At 46.2% G+C, this 17,099-nt stretch carries 14 protein-coding genes; 6 read left to right on the top strand and 8 right to left on the bottom strand.

Features of this window, described 5'->3' with window-relative positions; translation table 11 throughout:
* Positions 1-68: 68 nt before the first annotated feature.
* The 3 genes from tdh to SDEN_RS18785 all read right to left on the bottom strand — a co-directional run bounded on the left by tdh (position 69) and on the right by SDEN_RS18785 (position 3,140).
* Positions 69-1,094: an L-threonine 3-dehydrogenase gene (tdh, locus tag SDEN_RS18795; RefSeq protein WP_041405905.1), complete on the bottom strand. Its 1,026-nt coding sequence runs from the start codon at positions 1,092-1,094 to the stop codon at positions 69-71.
* Between the two features lie 27 nt (positions 1,095-1,121).
* On the bottom strand, positions 1,122-2,315 hold the full coding sequence (locus SDEN_RS18790; protein ID WP_011498029.1) for a glycine C-acetyltransferase: 1,194 nt from the start codon (positions 2,313-2,315) through the stop codon (positions 1,122-1,124).
* 177 nt (positions 2,316-2,492) lie between these two features.
* Entirely contained in the window at positions 2,493-3,140 is a 648-nt protein-coding gene (locus SDEN_RS18785; RefSeq protein ID WP_011498028.1) for a TetR/AcrR family transcriptional regulator, read from the bottom strand.
* Between the two features lie 327 nt (positions 3,141-3,467).
* Here SDEN_RS18785 and waaA point away from each other — a divergent pair, with 327 nt between their 5' ends.
* Positions 3,468-4,742, top strand: a complete 1,275-nt coding sequence (gene waaA / locus SDEN_RS18780; protein WP_041405904.1) for a lipid IV(A) 3-deoxy-D-manno-octulosonic acid transferase — start codon at positions 3,468-3,470, stop codon at positions 4,740-4,742.
* 18 nt (positions 4,743-4,760) lie between these two features.
* Here the strand turns inward: waaA and SDEN_RS18775 are convergent, their stop codons facing one another.
* Complete coding sequence (locus tag SDEN_RS18775; protein WP_011498026.1) at positions 4,761-5,510, bottom strand: 3-deoxy-D-manno-octulosonic acid kinase; 750 nt, start codon at positions 5,508-5,510, stop codon at positions 4,761-4,763.
* A 108-nt stretch (positions 5,511-5,618) separates the two neighbouring features.
* On the opposite strand from SDEN_RS18775, the gene SDEN_RS18770 reads away from it, so the two are divergent.
* Positions 5,619-6,665 (top strand): glycosyltransferase family 9 protein, encoded by a 1,047-nt coding sequence (locus SDEN_RS18770; RefSeq protein ID WP_011498025.1) that lies wholly within the window; start codon positions 5,619-5,621, stop codon positions 6,663-6,665.
* 301 nt (positions 6,666-6,966) lie between these two features.
* On the opposite strand, the gene SDEN_RS18765 is transcribed toward SDEN_RS18770, so the two are convergent.
* Positions 6,967-7,713, bottom strand: coding sequence for a class I SAM-dependent methyltransferase (locus tag SDEN_RS18765; protein ID WP_011498024.1), 747 nt, complete (start codon positions 7,711-7,713; stop codon positions 6,967-6,969).
* A 182-nt stretch (positions 7,714-7,895) separates the two neighbouring features.
* Here SDEN_RS18765 and SDEN_RS18760 point away from each other — a divergent pair, with 182 nt between their 5' ends.
* Positions 7,896-8,738, top strand: coding sequence for a 23S rRNA (adenine(2030)-N(6))-methyltransferase RlmJ (locus SDEN_RS18760; RefSeq protein ID WP_041405903.1), 843 nt, complete (start codon positions 7,896-7,898; stop codon positions 8,736-8,738).
* Positions 8,739-8,829: 91 nt separating this feature from the next.
* Here SDEN_RS18760 and SDEN_RS18755 read toward each other — a convergent pair whose 3' ends face one another.
* From SDEN_RS18755 to SDEN_RS18745, 3 genes are all read right to left on the bottom strand, one after another.
* Entirely contained in the window at positions 8,830-10,215 is a 1,386-nt protein-coding gene (locus SDEN_RS18755) for a M28 family metallopeptidase (RefSeq protein ID WP_049763109.1), read from the bottom strand.
* Positions 10,216-10,231: 16 nt separating this feature from the next.
* Positions 10,232-10,918 (bottom strand): lytic transglycosylase domain-containing protein, encoded by a 687-nt coding sequence (locus SDEN_RS18750; RefSeq protein WP_408640241.1) that lies wholly within the window; start codon positions 10,916-10,918, stop codon positions 10,232-10,234.
* A 340-nt stretch (positions 10,919-11,258) separates the two neighbouring features.
* Complete coding sequence (locus SDEN_RS18745; protein ID WP_011498020.1) at positions 11,259-11,789, bottom strand: LemA family protein; 531 nt, start codon at positions 11,787-11,789, stop codon at positions 11,259-11,261.
* 463 nt (positions 11,790-12,252) lie between these two features.
* Here SDEN_RS18745 and SDEN_RS19965 point away from each other — a divergent pair, with 463 nt between their 5' ends.
* Genes SDEN_RS19965 through SDEN_RS18730 form a run of 3 tightly spaced genes read left to right on the top strand, consistent with a single transcriptional unit; the run spans position 12,253 to position 17,041 of the window.
* Entirely contained in the window at positions 12,253-14,874 is a 2,622-nt protein-coding gene (locus SDEN_RS19965; protein ID WP_011498019.1) for an ATP-binding protein, read from the top strand.
* The gene (locus tag SDEN_RS18735) at positions 14,867-15,301 is read left to right on the top strand and encodes a response regulator (protein WP_011498018.1); all 435 of its coding nucleotides are present in this window, start codon (positions 14,867-14,869) and stop codon (positions 15,299-15,301) included. The genes SDEN_RS19965 and SDEN_RS18735 overlap by 8 nt, the downstream gene beginning before the upstream one ends.
* 27 nt (positions 15,302-15,328) lie before the next feature.
* On the top strand, positions 15,329-17,041 hold the full coding sequence (locus SDEN_RS18730; protein ID WP_011498017.1) for a putative bifunctional diguanylate cyclase/phosphodiesterase: 1,713 nt from the start codon (positions 15,329-15,331) through the stop codon (positions 17,039-17,041).
* Positions 17,042-17,099 lie beyond the last annotated feature (58 nt).

Here is a 17,099-nt window from a genome sequence, read left to right as displayed (position 1 = left end):
ATGATGTTAAGTATGAAATAAGGGCTTGTATAAATACAAGCCCTTATTGTTAAGCCTTGGCTTAACGGTTAATCCCAGTTAAGGATAACCTTGCCCGACTGACCCGACCCCATGGCTTCAAAGCCTAGCTGGAAGTCATCGATAGCAAAATGGTGAGTGATGATAGGCGATAGATCTAAACCCGATTGAATAAGGCTCGCCATCTTGTACCAGGTCTCAAACATTTCTCGGCCATAGATGCCTTTGATGATGAGGCCTTTGAAGATTACCTTGCTCCAGTCGATAGCCATTTCGCCGCCAGGAATACCTAACATGGCTATTTTACCGCCGTGATTCATGGTATCTAACATGCCATGAAACGCTGATGGAACCCCTGACATTTCAAGGCCGACATCGAAGCCTTCTGTCATGCCAAGCTCTGTCATCACATCGGTTAAGTTTTCTTTAGAGACGTTTACTGCGCGAGTCGCGCCCATTTTACGGGCAAGCTCTAGGCGGTATTCGTTTACATCTGTGATCACCACATGGCGAGCACCGACGTGCTTACACACAGCCGCAGCCATAATACCTATGGGGCCAGCGCCTGTGATCAACACGTCTTCACCGACTAAATCGAACGATAGCGCCGTGTGCACGGCATTGCCGAAAGGATCGAAAATAGCGGCAAGATCGTCAGAGATATCTGCTGGGATTTTAAAGGCGTTAAATGCCGGAATAACCAAGTATTCTGCAAATGAGCCTTCTCGGTTTACGCCAACACCCGTGGTGTTACGGCATAGGTGAGTACGACCACCACGGCAGTTACGGCAATGACCACAAGTAATATGGCCTTCACCAGAGACGCGGTCACCCACAGTAAAACCACGGACTTCAACGCCCATGTCGACAACTTCACCGACATATTCATGGCCAACAACCATAGGCACAGGTATGGTTTTCTGTGCCCATTCGTCCCAGTTGTAAATGTGCATATCGGTGCCGCAGATTGCGGTTTTACGAATTTTAATTAATAGGTCGTTGTGACCCATTACAGGCTTTGGTGCGTCAACCATCCAAATGCCTTTTTCGGCTTTTAATTTACTTAATGCTTTCATCATAATGTCCTAAATAATCGTGGCCGATTAAATAATGCCCATGTCTTTACCAATACGAGTAAATGCATCAATGGCTTTGTCTAGTTGCTCACGGCTGTGAGCGGCAGACATTTGAGTACGAATACGGGCTTGACCCTTAGGCACAACAGGGAAAGAGAAGCCAACCACGTAAATTTGTTCTGCCAGTAGACGATTGGCAAAGTCACTAGCCAGTTTAGCATCACCTATCATTACAGGAATGATGGCGTGATCGGCGCCGCCCAAGGTAAAGCCTGCGGCTGTCATTTGCTCGCGGAAATAACGGCTGTTTTCCCACACGGCTTCACGTAGGTCATGGCCGGTCTTTAGCATTTCAAGTACATGAATCGAGGCGCTGACAATAGAGGGGGCTAAAGAGTTTGAGAATAAATACGGGCGCGAGCGTTGACGTAACCATTCAACCACTTCTTTTTTCGCCGCAGTAAAACCACCCGATGCGCCGCCTAATGCCTTGCCTAAGGTGCCTGTGATGATGTCCACTCTGTCCATGACGTCACAATATTCGTGGGTGCCACGGCCATTTTGACCAATAAAACCAACGGCATGGGAGTCATCGACCATAACCAGTGCGCCGTATTTATCGGCTAAATCGCAGACGCCTTTTAGGTTAGCAATAACGCCATCCATAGAGAATACGCCATCGGTGGCGATCAGAATGTTGCGGGCACCCGCAGCTTGAGCGGCTTTAAGCTGCACTTCAAGATCGTTCATGTCATTGTTGGCGTAACGGAAGCGCTTGGCTTTACATAAACGAACACCATCGATAATTGAGGCATGGTTTAGGGCGTCTGACACTATGGCATCTTCGGCATCTAACAAGGTTTCAAACAAACCGGCGTTGGCATCGAAACAAGAAGAATAAAGAATGGTGTCTTCCATGCCTAAGAATTCACTCAAGCTTTGCTCAAGCTGTTTATGAATATCTTGAGTACCACAGATAAAACGCACCGATGCCATGCCAAAACCATGGCTCTGCAGACCGTTTTTGGCTGCGTTAATGAGTTCAGGGTGGTTGGCTAATCCTAAATAATTGTTAGCACAGAAGTTAATAACTTCATTGTGATTAACTTGGATTGCCGTTTGCTGGGCCGAAGCGATAACGCGCTCGCTTTTATATAAACCTTCGGCTTTAACGTCGGTGATTTGTTGCTTGATACGAGCGTAGAATGAGGTAGATGCCACCAGATTTCTCCTAGGTATTTTTATAGGGAATTGTTGGCATTCTAACCTGTATTGGAACTGTCCCACAGTATTTTTTAAACAGGACAGAGCAGCGAAGGAGTTAAGGGGGAAAGGAAGCGTTACAGATTAGAAATTCTAATCTGTAACTGGGGGTAGAGTCGTAGGCTCATTTTTATGCTATTGGTCATCTTCCAAGGCTAGGGTGCGGTAATGCTGCTCTAAGTGCTTGAACGTCTCGAAAGAATCGCTGGTGGAATAGGCTTTAAACAACATTAATACTCTAAGCAGACCTTCATAGAGAGAGGATTTGGTAATGTTAGCAGCCCCTGAGTAGGTCAGTTGGTTGCTAATCCAAAAACCGGCAATCATACGGATAGTGTCCGCCAACGGGGTGATTTCATCGTCGGCAATATCCAGTACCTTGTCTTTCTTAAGCTGCTGTAAAATATTACTGCTGCGGGCCAGCACTTGCTGCTGAATACCGAGATACTTTTGTTTTAATTCTTCATCGCGACCTAAAATAATCACTAAATTGGCGTACATAAAGCGAAATTGCCACAAGGTATAAAAAAGCGCATCGAAGTAGCCCATCAGCAGCGCCATATCCACTTGTTTGTTTTCATAAGGCTGAAAGCCTTTTTCCAGATGCTGCTGATATAAGTCAAAAATAGAGCGGATAATGTCTTCTTTATTGCGGAAATGGTAATACAGGTTACCTGGGCTCATGCCCAAATGGGCGGCAATATGGTTAGTGGTGATACCGGGTTCACCATTTAAGTTAAACAGCTCTAAGCTGGCATGTACTATGCGATCACGGGTTTTCATCTCATTCCTATTTATTATTAAGTTATTCTCATTCCATTGAGATTGAGGCGCGCTATATCCAATCAGGGCAAGCAAGGCAGGGCAAAATTAAAGTATTTACACTTATTCAAGTGTATGGCGTCAAAAGAATTTTGACCATAGTAGAAATAGGGTATTTGGACTTAGTATTTCAAGGTCAGACCACTGCGGTGGCTATGACATAGGCACAGAGGCGGTATTTTAGGGGGACTTCCCGAGACCTTGAACGCCTAAGCCCCGCTGTCTTGGTGACTGTGGCAGCCCGTGTTAGCATTGGCAGACAAATTCTATCCTGTCGTAAAACATCTGATGAATCGTCATTTATATTCAGCGCTATTGTATCTTCTTTCTCCATTACTCTTGGTCTATTTGAGCCTGCGAGCCTTCAAGAGCCCAGATTATCGTGGCCGCTGGGGCGAGCGTTTCGGTTTGAGCAAGTTAAACTCAAGCCAGGTATTGATCCATAGCGTTTCCATGGGCGAGACCCTAGCGGCGATACCTTTGATTAAAGCGTTAATGAAGGCGCATCCCGAGTGGCACTTTACTGTTACCACCACCAGCCCAACGGGTTCGGTCCAGGTACGCAAAGCCTTTGGCGATACAGTGCAGCATTGCTATCTACCCTTCGATCTCCCTTTTAGTGTAAAGCGCTTCTTAAAGCAGCTTAAACCTGAGCTGTGCATCATTATGGAAACCGAATTGTGGCCTAATTTAGTCCATCAAGCACATAAGCGCGGCTGTAAGTTAGTGTTAGCCAATGGCCGCTTGTCACAAAAATCTGCGGATAAATATGCCAATTACCCTAAGTTAAATCGGCCCATGTTGCAGTCCTTAGATGTTATTGCGGTGCAGACGCAGGCAGAGGCAGAGCGCTTTATTGCCCTTGGGGTTGACGCTAGGCGGGTACAAGTGTGTGGCAGTTTAAAGTTTGATTTGCAGATAGATGATGCTAAACGCCAGCAGGCAAGAGTATTGCGCCAGCAGTGGCAACGAACGGTTGAACCTGTGTGGGTGGCGGGTAGCGTGCATCCGGGAGAGTTTGGCGCCATATTAACCGCACATAAGCACATTTTGGCACGCTTCCCTAAGGCCTTGCTTATCATGGCGCCGCGCCATCCTGAGCAATTTGAGTTGGCGGCGAGCACTGTCAGTCAAGCAGGGCTGCAGCTTGCAAGACGTAGCACTGAGCAAAAGATGAGTGCCGATACTCAGGTATTACTTGGGGATACCATGGGAGAGCTATTGATGCTCTATGGCTGTGGCGATCAAGCGTTTGTGGGCGGCACCTTGATTGAAAATGGCGGCCATAATCCTTTGGAGCCAGCGGCCATGGGGCTCTCTGTCTGTGTTGGTCCTCATCATTGGGACTTTACGCAGATTACTCAGTTGCTGGTCGAGGCCGGTGGCTTAACTGTGGTGGACTCGGCAGAGACATTGGCCGCGCATTTACTTAGCCTATTTGAACAAGCCGATTTAGCCCAGCAAGCCTCAAAGGCGGCAATCGCCGTGGTTGAAGAAAATCGCGGCGCCTTAGTTAAGCAGTTAGCCGTTATTGAGCGTTATGGCTCATCCGTAGCGAATTAAGCCAGTGACGCTGTGTGATTAAGTGGGTTTTGATAGCATGGCTTCCTGGTAACCCATCATTAACAAGTGCCAATTATCGAGGGTAAAACCTAGGTTGGCTTGCTTGGATTGCTCTTTGTTGAATGAACGCAGCAATCTTGCCAAGTTAGCCTGTTGCCAGTTTTTTTGTGGCGTTCTAAATTCGCCACGATCGAAATCGATAAGGTAAAACTTGTTATCGGCAATGAGAATATTCTTGGCATTTAAGTCGGCGTGATACACGCCGCGCAGGTGAAACTGGGCTAGGGTCTGGCCTAATGCGTGCCATTGAATTGGAGTCAGGCTGTCGTTAGCAAGATGAGCCACTAAGTCTTTCGCTAAGGGGACACGCTCTATGATGATATCGGCGCGATACCAGATCCCAAAACGTTCGACATTAGCGGCAATGGGGCGCGGAACGGCAAAGCCTTCTCGATAGAGCTGTTCCAATAAGGCGAGTTCAGCAACGGCGCGGGTGCGTTTAAGGCCCGTATAGACATAGGCATCTTTACTGAGCTTTTCGATTAATCCACCGCGCCAATAATGCCTAAGCACCCAATGTTGCTCTGCACTGCAACTGGGGAAATACGCATTAGCTTGCACAAACCAAGTGGTATAGCGCCCCTTGGATTGACCGACTATGGCATCTTTGGCTTGCCAATAATCCATAGTAAAGCCTGCTACAGGCAGAGCCTGAGCTTCATCTTGGCACCAAGCGATATGGCCTTTTTGCGTTGTTTTTATTTGCATGCTTTAATCACAAAAGCTGAAGGAACTAAGTGGATCGAAAGGGTATTCTACATTAAGATCGCTACTTTGCGCTAACCTTCTCACCGACCATCAAACAAACGGCTGCCCATGAAACCTGATTTTAGTTCAATGACTTCCCTGTGTTTATTACGCCTATCTGCCATCGGTGATGTGTGCCATGCAGTGGCCATGGTGCAGGCCATTCAACGTCAATACCCTAAGCTTGCCATCACTTGGGTGATAGGTAAGGTTGAATATCAATTACTCAAACATTTACCCGATGTTGAGTTTGTTATTTTTGATAAATCCCAAGGTTGGCGCAGCTATGGTAATTTACGTAAAGCCTTAGCGGGACAGAAGTTTGATGTCTTGCTGCACATGCAAGTCGCCTTGAGGGCCAGCATTGCTTCGTTAATGATTAAAGCAAAAGTCCGCATAGGTTTTGATAAAGCTAGAGCCAAAGAAGGGCAGTGGTTGGTGACTAACCATACTATCGAGCCACAAACCTCTCCCCATGTGTTGGAAGGTTTTATGGGCTTTGCTAAGGCCATAGGAGTCAGTGATTTAAGGCCAGCTTGGAATATTCCCGTGCCAGTTGAAGACGAGCAATTTGCTCAGCAGCTGGTGGAAGGCATAGAGCCTGTGATGATCATTTGCGCCGCAGCCAGTAAGCCTGAGCGTAATTGGTTGGCAAAACGCTACGCGGCGGCTGCGGATCACATGATTAACCGAGGTTATCGAGTGATACTGTGCGGTGGGCCAACGCAGCAGGAGCGTCAATTAGCCACAGACATTGAGCTTGCGAGCAACCAACTGTTGGAAAACTTAGTTGGCAAGACTTCATTAACCCAATTATTGGCACTGTTAAAACAGGCGGATCTAGTCTTGTCTCCCGATACTGGGCCTGCGCATATGGCGGTGACTCAAGGCACGCCTGTCATTGGACTCTATGCTCATTCAAATCCGGGACGTACCGGCCCCTATTTATCTCAGCACAGGGTGGTGAGCGTGTATGAACAGGCTATCACAGGTCAGTTTGATGGCGAGGTGCCTTGGGGTACGCGAGCTAAAGGCAGTGAATTAATGCAGCTTATTAGTGTAGAACAAGTCATTAATAGCCTAGATGAGTTCATCGTTAGCGGTGCACCTAGCTAAACTTGCCCTAGATTGCCTTGCTGAAGCTTGTAAGCTGTATCACAGCGGGAAGTCTATGAGTATTTATCTGATAGGGCTAAATGGCTCGAGTGCATGTGCAGCAGGGATGCTGCGCTTGAGCCCACAGGGATCTTCTTACCGGTAAGAATATGGCGTCACCCGTGACGTTAGCTCAATGGCCGAGTTCTGCTATTGAGCTTTTTACTCGAAAAGAGTCCGCGTTATTCTGGATATTAGCGCTGCCCCCGAACCCACCCTGTTATTTTCCACGATATTTCACACTTATTCTGAGGCCAAAACGCTATTTCATTGCCGCTTTTATGTATACGTCGAATCTGTTTTTCTTAGTGGCGATGACCATGGATGGTTTGATGCCATCTAAGTCTTCGGCGTAATCGGGGCGTTTGACGACCACACGTTTGGTGGCCAAGGTCATGGCGGGGGTGAGTAGGCCATCGGCATCGAGATCGGCGCCAACTAAGGACTGAAACACCCGCATTTCTTTTTTCACTAATGCCGACTTGTCCCTGTGGGGATACATGGGGTCTAAGTAGACCACATCCACGGCGTCGGTGATTTTTGCTAAGGCTTCCAAGCTTGAGCCAGGAAACAAACTCATGCGCTCCGTCATCCAAGCGCCAATTTCAGCGTCGTCATAGGCGCGGCGTAGGCCATCTTCTAATAGCGCGGCGACCACGGGGTGACGCTCAACCATGATGACTTTGCAACCTAGGCTTGCGAGCACGAAGGCATCCCGCCCAAGGCCTGCGGTGCCATCAACAACAGTGGGAGTAACGCCTTGCTTTAAACCGACGGCTTTGGCAATGGATTGACCGCGTCCACCACCAAATTTACGTCTGTGGGCGACGGCGCCACTGATAAAATCCACCACTATACCATCAAGCTTAGGCTCGTCTCGCTTATGCAAACTCAGCTGGTTTTGCTCGAATTTCAGTTCGAACTCAGCCTCTTTATCGAACTCGAGTTGCCAGCGCTGACTGATGTCGACGAGCGTAGGGTATTGCTGATTGAAAAATATGCGCGTCACGATCTTCTGCTATGTCAATAATGATTGTGGCTATTATGCCAAAAGCCCTTTGCTGTGAACACCTATACCTGATGGGCGTTAAAATTCATACCCAAACAAGCTCAAGATGTTGAAACTCGTATCTTGAGGCTGCTTGGGTTTATAATATGGCCATTATCCTTTTATTCTCTGGAATCTCCCCGATGCTAAGTTACCGCCACGGTTATCATGCTGGCAATTATGCCGATGTGCTCAAACACGCCATCTTGTTACAAGTGCTTAAAGCCATGCACAAAAAAGATAAAGCCTTTGTGTATGTGGATACCCATGCTGGCGCGGGCGCGTATTCATTAGAGGATGAGTTTGCCCAGAAAACCGGTGAATATTTAGATGGCGTGGCTAAGCTTTGGGATAAAACAGATTTACCCTTAGCGTTAAAGGACTATGTGGCGGCGGTTAAAACCTTTAATGCCGAGCAGGATGAGTTAAGTCTGTATCCGGGTTCCCCCGCGTTTGTTGATAGCGAGCTTAGGCCACAAGATCGCATGGTGCTGCACGAGTTGCACGGCACAGATCATGAGTTACTCAGTGATTACTTTGCCAAAGACAGGCAAGTGAAAGTCATCAAGGGTGATGGTTTAGCGGGACTGATTGCCGCCGTGCCGCCACTTGAGCGCCGCGGTGTGGTGTTGATTGACCCCAGTTTTGAAATTAAGACCGACTATCAAGACGTGGCCGATGCCATCATCAAGGCCCATAAGCGCTTCTCTACCGGTGTATTTATGCTGTGGTACCCAGTGGTCGATAGAGAGCAGACAGAAGCTATGCTGAGTAAGCTTAAAAATAGCGGTATCACTAAGCAGTTACGCCTTGAGCAAGGCATTAAGACTGACTCCAATGAGTTTGGTATGACGGCAGCGGGTCTTTGGATCATTAACCCGCCATGGCAACTGGATGAGCTGGCCAAAGATAGCCTAGACTATTTAGCTAAGACACTGGGGGGCATAGACGGCCATGTCACAGTGAAGTGGGAAGTGGGCGAATAGCCGATAGGGGGGAGCTAACCTGCGTTAGTCGCCCCAACACTTATGCTAACTAGCGCAGTGAGACCTCTAATCCCCTATTCTACAAAGGGGGTTAAAACGCGCCGATTGCCCCTGGGAATACCACTGGGCTGGTGTTGCCGTCAGCGCTGACACTGGCAACGCCGAACAGGTAATTGTCGATAACCAAATTCTTTAAGGTGAATTGACCTAACTTGCCCACATAACGGCTATGGGTCCACTCGGATGCTGTGGTGTTACGCCAATAAACCCGATAACCTACTAAGGCCTTATCCTTGTTATTGACTGTCCACTTGAGCACAGTATCGGCGCTGACTTCACCGCTTATTTTTACCTCTTTTGGCGGTGCGGGTGCCCACGCCATGGCGGCTAAGCTGATGGCATTAAGCGCCGTGAGTTTAGCGTTAAAGTCAAAATCGACCCCTTCAATCACATCCCCGTAAGCAATGCCATTTTCGGTGCGGATATCTTGATGCTGCCTGTGGTAATGCTCGTTGGTTTCCATCACACGCACCGCGGCAAAACCTGCTTTATTAAAGGGCAGGTGATGACCACCACGGCCGAATCTATCTAATCGATTGATCAATTGCACATCGAGGTTGGTCATGTACTGGTCGGCTAATGATTTGATTTTTCTTGCTAAGTTTCTGGATGCAGAATCATTCTCGCCACCGCTGAAATAGCGCTCTTTTGCTTCTTCTGAGGTTTCTGCTATACGTACCCCCTCGGAAAATACCCGCACGCTGTGGTTATCGATTACCCCGTTGATGCCAGCGATATTGCCTATCATGTCATTATTGAGTACGGCTTGGATCTGTAAACCTTGGGCTTTGGCATGATTAATTAAGATATCGCCGCCATAAAGTCCTTGCTCTTCCCCTGAGAGCGCAGCATAGATGATGGTGCCTGCGAATTGATATTGAGACAAGACTCTTGCCGCCTCTAACGTACCTGCCACCCCTGAGGCATTGTCGTTAGCGCCGGGGGATATGGCACTTGAGTTCATCACATCTGTGACTCTTGAGTCTATGTCGCCGGTCATGACGACGGCTCTATTGGGGTCCGTTAGGCCTCGCTGTATGGCAATCACGTTAACTACTTCAGTGGGGTTAGGGATGCGCTTACCTGATACAGTTTCAGAAAGCGTTACCACTTCTAAACAGCCATTACATTTGGCCGAAATACGTTGGAATTCAGTTTCAATCCAGCGCCTAGCAGCCCCTATGCCTTGGGCGTTGGAGTCAGTTTGTGACAAGGTATGACGGGTGCCAAAACCCACTAAGGTCTTGATATCTTGTTCGATACGCCCGGCACTTGGGGCGCTTGCTATCGTGTATAGCCGCATATCTTCTTGGGAGGGAGCAGGTTCTGCTGCCACTGAAGCTGACGTTAAGGCAATAGCTAAAAGTGTCATGGTTTGGCTTGCTAGCATCATGTTCGTTATTTTTTTTGTTTTCATAAGGCTCTCTTCATCGCTAACTGGCTGAGACATTGCGGTAACGCTGCAATAAAATTTTGACCCGTTTTACATAGGCCTGAGTTTCTGGATAAGGTGGTATACCGCGATATTGAGTCACTGTGGTGGGCCCCGCATTATAGGCGGCGCAGGCAAGCTCGATATCACCGTTAAATTGTTTGAGCATTTGCGCCAAATAACGGCTGCCACCTAAGATATTTTGCTGGGCATTGAAAGCATTGGTCACCCCCATGTCAGCGGCTGTCGTTGGCATCAGTTGCATTAATCCCATGGCGCCAGCTTTTGAGCGCGCATGCACATCGAAGGCCGATTCTGCGTGAATAACGGCGCGAATAAGCGCGGGTTCTAAGCGGTAAATCTTAGCGGCTTCTGCCACTGAGTGGCTGTAATCTAAGGCAAATAATGGAATTTTATGCCAGTCTAGATTGGAATCAAGCCGGCAAGCGAAGCATTCAAACAATAAAACTTGATACTCCCCGCCCTCTGGGGCTCTATCACTAAATACGGCGCCACCATCATGCTTGGTATAGTGGTACACCTTATCCTTGTCTGATGCCAATTGCTTGGAAGTCCCCTGAGTCGAATAACGGGCAATAATCTTTGGCTTGGCACTGTGGGGGTTAATCGACTGCTGACGTTGAGGTTTAAGGGTGATGTTGTACTTAGTCTTAGCTTCCAGCGTCAAGCTTGGCTTGGTACTGGTATCACTCTCTAGACGCGCAGGGGCTATTGGCTCTAGAGGATAAAAAATGATGTCTGAGGTGGATTTAGTGGTAACTGCCGGGGTGACAACGGCTGAAATAGGAAGGGCTGAAAATCTTGCCCAGCTGAGCCTGTCTACAGGCAATGAGGTTAACCATTTTGCTTGATAATCCTTGGCTTGGCTGGGATCGGTTTGCGCCTGCAAGCCTGTGCTCATGCCGATAAAAAGCAGCAAGATCAATGGAGACAAGCCAAACAGTTTTGGTGGCAGCACCATGAACTTGCCCTCCATAAGTGGGATTGCGAATATTGTATTTGAAAGCTTAGCCTTCGCTGTGGCTCGCAAGATCTTGTTTAAAGCATGGCATCACTTTTATCTGCATGATATTGGCCACGATAGATCCTGGCAATGAAGTGACTCCAAGGTTAAGCTCATCGACGGCATGGTTATAAAAACGTTGGGCGGTGAGGCAGTTTTCTTTCAGCTCATTATAGCTCTCTAGCCAGCTATCATTGGGGTCTAAATGGTTAAAGGAGTCGACTAATTCAGTGAGTAGTAAATCCACTCGTATCCAGCTTTCGAGAAAAGATGCAATATTGTCGGCATCGGCTTGCCATTGGTAGCTGGCTTGCAGGGCATCAAGTTTTGCCAGTAGCGCTTCTTGTTCCTGCAAGTGATCTCGCTGGCTCTTGAGGCTATCGGCATATTCATGGACTAATGCCGTTCTTTGAGCCAGTTTATCGTCGATAGCGCCCAGTGCCTCTAAAGCCAATTGTCGCTTCCTAACTAACCCTGCATACCAGAGGTAACTTAAGATGATGATAAGACTGGAACCGAGTACTAACCCTAGCATGTGAACTTCCTTTATTATTATTTCGCCTATCATACTCATAATTACGGTTAAATTTCATCTTATATCCGCTTAACGCACGAGTTTCAGCAAGATAAAAGTGCTGATTTAGTGGAAGGGTGTCAATAATCAGAGGAAAGGGTTGCTTGGCTTAGGGAACTTGTGACGGCTTGTTAGTATAATATTCCTTATGTGCAGACAAGATGTATTCATCTTCATTGTCTGTTATTTCGGCTCCATGTTTTTAAGCTACTCATACTTTAGTTGTGTTTTGAATATCTATTCAATTAAAGCCTGTTGTAGGTGTAGCAATTTTTCATCTTTCTGCTTGAATTAACCTATTACCAACTGATTTCACTATGTTAATACGACCTTAGTTATATTAAATAATTAATCGATGCACAGGGATTGTGGCCAGAACCGCCTCTGGTATCAAGCGATAAGAATCAAGGAGATCGATTAATCTATGTCTCATTTTGCGGGGTCAATTCTTAACAGAAACAGAGCAAGCTCCCTCATAGCAAGTGCCTTACTTGCCATATGCATCTTATGTCTGGGACTTACCGTCATCACGGGTTGGTACCTGCAAAATATCACCTTATTGCAAATTCACGAATCATTTCCTCCTATGCAATACAATACGGCGTTGGGTTTTGTATTATCTGGTAGTTGCTTGCTGTTGTCTTTATATGGCTATGCCAGAATGGCGATGCTAGTTGGCGCTATAGTGAGCCTAATTGGTGGTCTTACCCTTATCGAGATATATTTTCAATTGGATTTAGGGATAGATCAGCTGCTTATGGAGCCCTACGTTACCATATCAACGGCTTCGCCCGGTAGAATGGCACCTAACAGCGCGCTATGCTTTCTCCTAAGTGGCATAGTGCTAGTACTGGTCAATGCCAATGCTAGATTCAATGAGATGACCTTATTAGGCACAGTGATCATAGCCTTAGGCACTATTGCCTTACTGGGTTATGCCATGGGGTTAGAAACGGCGTATGGCTGGGGTTATTTAACTAAGATGGCTATTCATACTTCAGTAGGGTTTATCTTATTAGGTTTAGGGCTGCTCTCTTGGGGCTATAACATCTCCAGATTATCAGTCCACCATTTGCATATGAGAAACCTGCTGACAGCGGGATTAACCCTTCTTGCCTTTACACTGTTACTCTGGCAAGCATTGAATACTCAAAAAGACAATCAGATAGCCTCTAAACTTCAGCAGCAATTAGAAAACCATCAAGCGGCTTTATCTCTGGCCTTGGACAAGCACTTACAGTCATTAGAACGAATGGCTGTGCGTTGGGAGTCCAATGGTGGTACTTCTCAACACGTCTGGGAAGCCGACGCCCAGACTTATATTCGCGACTTTCCTATTTTTCAGGCTATCGAGTGGGTGGATGAGTCCTTTAATGCTAACTGGATTGTGTCTCGCAGCAGTGATGAAGAGGTAAAAGGATTATTTATTGAGCATGGGAGTGAAAGACACGGGCTACTCACACAGGCGCTAGCTCGTGATAGCACGACCATCATTTCTCCCGTGAAGCTAGTTCAGGGTGAATATGGGCTGGTGGTCGTTAGGCCATTAGGTGTTGGCGGAGAATTTAATGGCTTTATTTTAGCGATCATTAGTGTTCAAAAATTACTCGACAGTGTGGTGCCGACCTTGTCCATCGCTGATGATTTTCAATTTCAATTCAAACTCTTCGACGGCGATACCTTAATTGCAAGTAACCCCAGTAACCTAGCAGAACATACTGTTCAGCTTAAGAAAAGCAGCGAGTTTTCTTTTAAAGAGAGCCTGTGGCGTACAGAACTTGCCTTGTTTAACGGGCCAAATACTCAATCAGGTTCACTGTGGGCCCATAGTAATATCGTACTCTCCATTAGTGCTGTCATTTCTGTTTTGATGCTGTTACTCATGCATTTACGCTATCGTGAGCAAACAAGCATCAAGCAGCTTGCGCAACAAATTGAGCTGGCTGAAAAGGAAGAGCGGCTGAGAGTCACCTTAGAGAATATGTATGATGCCGTCATGTTGATGGATAGTCAGGGAGGGGTGTTAAGTTTTAATAAAGCCGCAGAACAGATCTTTGGCTATTCAACCGATGACATTATCGGCAAGAATATACGTACCCTAGTCGCTGAAATTGACCATGGTGAGCCCAGGCAAAGCCTTGTCGACAGTTTTTTGTCTCAAGAGGTTGGCACTATAGGTCAAAGCTTTGAGACGTTAGGGCGCAGAGCCAATGGCGAACAATTTTTCATGACGATAGCGGTTGTCGATATCACGCTCAATAACCAGCTGTTTTTCTCCGCCACAGTACGTGACATTAGTTTGCGAAAAGCCACTGAAAGCAAAATGAAGCAATATATGCTTCATCTAGAACGCAGTAATAAAGAGCTTGATGATTTTGCTTATGTGGCCTCCCACGACCTTAAAGCCCCGCTTCGCGGCATCATGCAGCTCGCCAGTTGGATCCGAGAAGATGTTCAAGACAGTGCTAACACGCAAACATTAGACTATTTAGCCTTGATGCAAAATCGCATAACTCGCTTAGAGAATCTGTTAAATGACTTGCTTGCCTATTCTCGTATTGGTCGTAAGCATGGAGAGTTTAAAAGTATCAATGTCAGCGAAATGGTGGCTGAGACATTTAAGCTACTGAGCCCCCCAGTTAATTTCACCTTGAATTGCAGCGTAGATTTACCTGACTTTAATACCTTATCGACCCCTTTTGAATTAGTCATGCGCAACTTGATCAACAATGCGATTAAGCACCACGACTCGGATTGTGGTGCTATCACTGTAACGGCAAAAAATATGCGTGAACACATTGAATTCACGGTTAAGGATGATGGCCCAGGGATTGCGCCCGAGCATCAGCAACGTATTTTCGGGCTATTTCAAACCTTAAAACCTCGAGATGAAGTTGAAGGAAGTGGGATGGGATTGGCCATTATTAAAAAAATTATTGAACGCTATCATTGCACTATCAATGTTGAATCTGATGGTGTGCGCGGAACTCAATTTCAATTTACTTGGCCTAAATACAATTTATTAAGGAGTTATTTAGATGAATAACAGGGCATACAAGGAAGTATCCATTCTATTGGTTGAAGATGATGATATCGATGCCATGAGCATAGAGCGCGCCTTAAAGAAGCTGCGATTAGCTAACCCCTATTATCGCGCAGTCGACGGTGTAGAAGGGTTAGCTATTCTGCGTAACCAAGGTGTGGGTCGGCCATTTATTATTTTGCTCGATTTGAATATGCCTCGTATGAACGGACTTGAGATGCTAGTTGAGCTCAGAAAAGATCCTAAATTGACCGACAGTGTGGTGTTTGTGCTCACCACATCAAATGATGATCAGGATAGGGCACAAGCCTATAAAGAGCATATTGCGGGTTACATTGTGAAATCAAAGTTAGACAGTGATTTTACTGAGTTACTGCAGCTGTTGGATCATTATTGGCGTTTAGTGGAATTGCCTGTTGACCATAATTGATGTTTTAACATTGTCGAGCATAAAGTGATGAAAATACTCTTAATTGATGATGACACCATAGACAGAATGAATGCTATTCGCAATCTAAAAAACTCAGGATTAGCACTCAATATTATTGAAGCTGACACGGCAAAAAAAGGGCTAGAATTGGCCACATCTGATCAATTCGACGTGGTATTACTGGATTATAGCCTGCCGGATATGGATGGCTTAGAAGTGTTAACCTTGCTACAGGGGGTGTGGATAAAAAGCACAGCAATCATCATGCTAAGCCACAGTAGCGATGAAGGTATAGCATTAAAATGTATAGAAGCAGGAGCACAAGATTTTATCGTTAAGAGCGAGGTGTCTTCAGTCAGGCTCAAGCGAGCCATCTTACAGGCTCAAGAGCGTTTTAAGTTGGAGCAAGAATTGCGTTCCAGTTACGTCAAATTACGGCATTTGGCGGAACGGGATACCTTGACAGGGCTCACAAATAGATACTTTTTCGATGAAACATTAAAAAATGCCATCCCCACCGCAAAACGGGAGAACAAAAGCTTAGCTCTGATCATGCTGGACTTAGATTTTTTTAAGAATGTTAATGACACCATGGGGCATGAGGCGGGTGATTATTTATTACAGGAAGTGGCACAACGCTTAAAAAATCCGCTCAGAGAAGGGGACACCTTGTGCCGCTTAGGTGGTGATGAATTTGCAATATTAGTGCAAAACCTTGGCAATATTGTCAACATAGGTCAGCTCATCGCTCGAGTTTTTGAATCCCTTAAACCAGCGATGATGATAAACGGCAATCCAGTCACAGTGACGGCGAGTTTAGGTATAGCCACTTATCCTGATTGCGCCACAGATGCGAACCAATTAATGAAATGCGCAGACGTCGCCATGTATCGCTCTAAGTCATCTGGTCGAAATCAATCCCATTTCTATTCGAAGGCAATCCATGATGAAGTACTTAAGCGCGTAACCCTAGAGAGTGATCTGCGTATTGCCGTGGAACAACAACAATTTATTTTATATTATCAACCTCAAGTGAGCTATAACGATCATCATATCGTGGGTGTAGAAGCCTTGATACGATGGCAGCACCCGACGCAAGGGTTGATTTCACCCATGGTGTTTATTCCTGTGGCTGAAGAGATGGGTTTAATCGATGAGATAGGCCGATGGGTGATAGATATGGCCTGCCAGCAGTTAGCCCAATGGAATCAAATGACAAGAAATGACGTTAAGCTATCCATGGCGGCAAACTTATCGGCATTGCAGCTTAATCGCAGCGATTTTTATCAATTTGTGATGAATACCTTGTCTAAGCATGAAATCCAACCAGAGCAACTCGAACTTGAATTAACCGAAAGCACTATTAATAGAAGTGAAATAGCAGATAAGCAGTTAATGGATCTATCACTAGCAGGGATTAAATTGGCGTTAGATGATTTTGGCACTGGTTATTCTTCACTAACTCACCTGCAACTCTTACCTTTTGAAGTGATCAAGATAGATAAATCTTTCATTCATAATATTCACAGCGAAAGTGATAGCCATTTTTTACGAGCCATATGCGCGTTTTCCAAAGCACTCAACTTTGAAATTGTGGCCGAAGGGGTGGAAACCGAGTTTCAACGAGGTTTGTGTGAATCCTTGAAGGTGGATAGGATCCAAGGGTATTATTTTGCCAAGCCTATGCCCGCTAAGGAGCTCGAAGAAAAATGGATAAATCGAACTCACTTGTTTAGATAAATGATCTCAAGCTTGAGTTTATTGGGCAATGGACCGAGCATCAAACCGATAAGGATTG

Source organism: Shewanella denitrificans OS217 (assembly GCF_000013765.1).
GTDB lineage: Bacteria > Pseudomonadota > Gammaproteobacteria > Enterobacterales > Shewanellaceae > Shewanella > Shewanella denitrificans.
This window is presented reverse-complemented; position numbering and strand designations above follow the sequence as displayed.

Coding starts and splice junctions, on each gene's coding strand:
- tdh (WP_041405905.1), bottom strand. CDS start 1,094: ATGAAAGCATTAAGTAAATTAAAAGCCGAAAAAGGCATTTGGATGGTT.
- SDEN_RS18785 (WP_011498028.1), bottom strand. CDS start 3,140: ATGAAAACCCGTGATCGCATAGTACATGCCAGCTTAGAGCTGTTTAAC.
- waaA (WP_041405904.1), top strand. CDS start 3,468: ATGAATCGTCATTTATATTCAGCGCTATTGTATCTTCTTTCTCCATTA.
- SDEN_RS18775 (WP_011498026.1), bottom strand. CDS start 5,510: ATGCAAATAAAAACAACGCAAAAAGGCCATATCGCTTGGTGCCAAGAT.
- SDEN_RS18770 (WP_011498025.1), top strand. CDS start 5,619: ATGAAACCTGATTTTAGTTCAATGACTTCCCTGTGTTTATTACGCCTA.
- SDEN_RS18760 (WP_041405903.1), top strand. CDS start 7,896: ATGCTAAGTTACCGCCACGGTTATCATGCTGGCAATTATGCCGATGTG.
- SDEN_RS18755 (WP_049763109.1), bottom strand. CDS start 10,215: ATGAAAACAAAAAAAATAACGAACATGATGCTAGCAAGCCAAACCATG.
- SDEN_RS18745 (WP_011498020.1), bottom strand. CDS start 11,789: ATGCTAGGGTTAGTACTCGGTTCCAGTCTTATCATCATCTTAAGTTAC.
- SDEN_RS19965 (WP_011498019.1), top strand. CDS start 12,253: ATGTCTCATTTTGCGGGGTCAATTCTTAACAGAAACAGAGCAAGCTCC.
- SDEN_RS18735 (WP_011498018.1), top strand. CDS start 14,867: ATGAATAACAGGGCATACAAGGAAGTATCCATTCTATTGGTTGAAGAT.
- SDEN_RS18730 (WP_011498017.1), top strand. CDS start 15,329: ATGAAAATACTCTTAATTGATGATGACACCATAGACAGAATGAATGCT.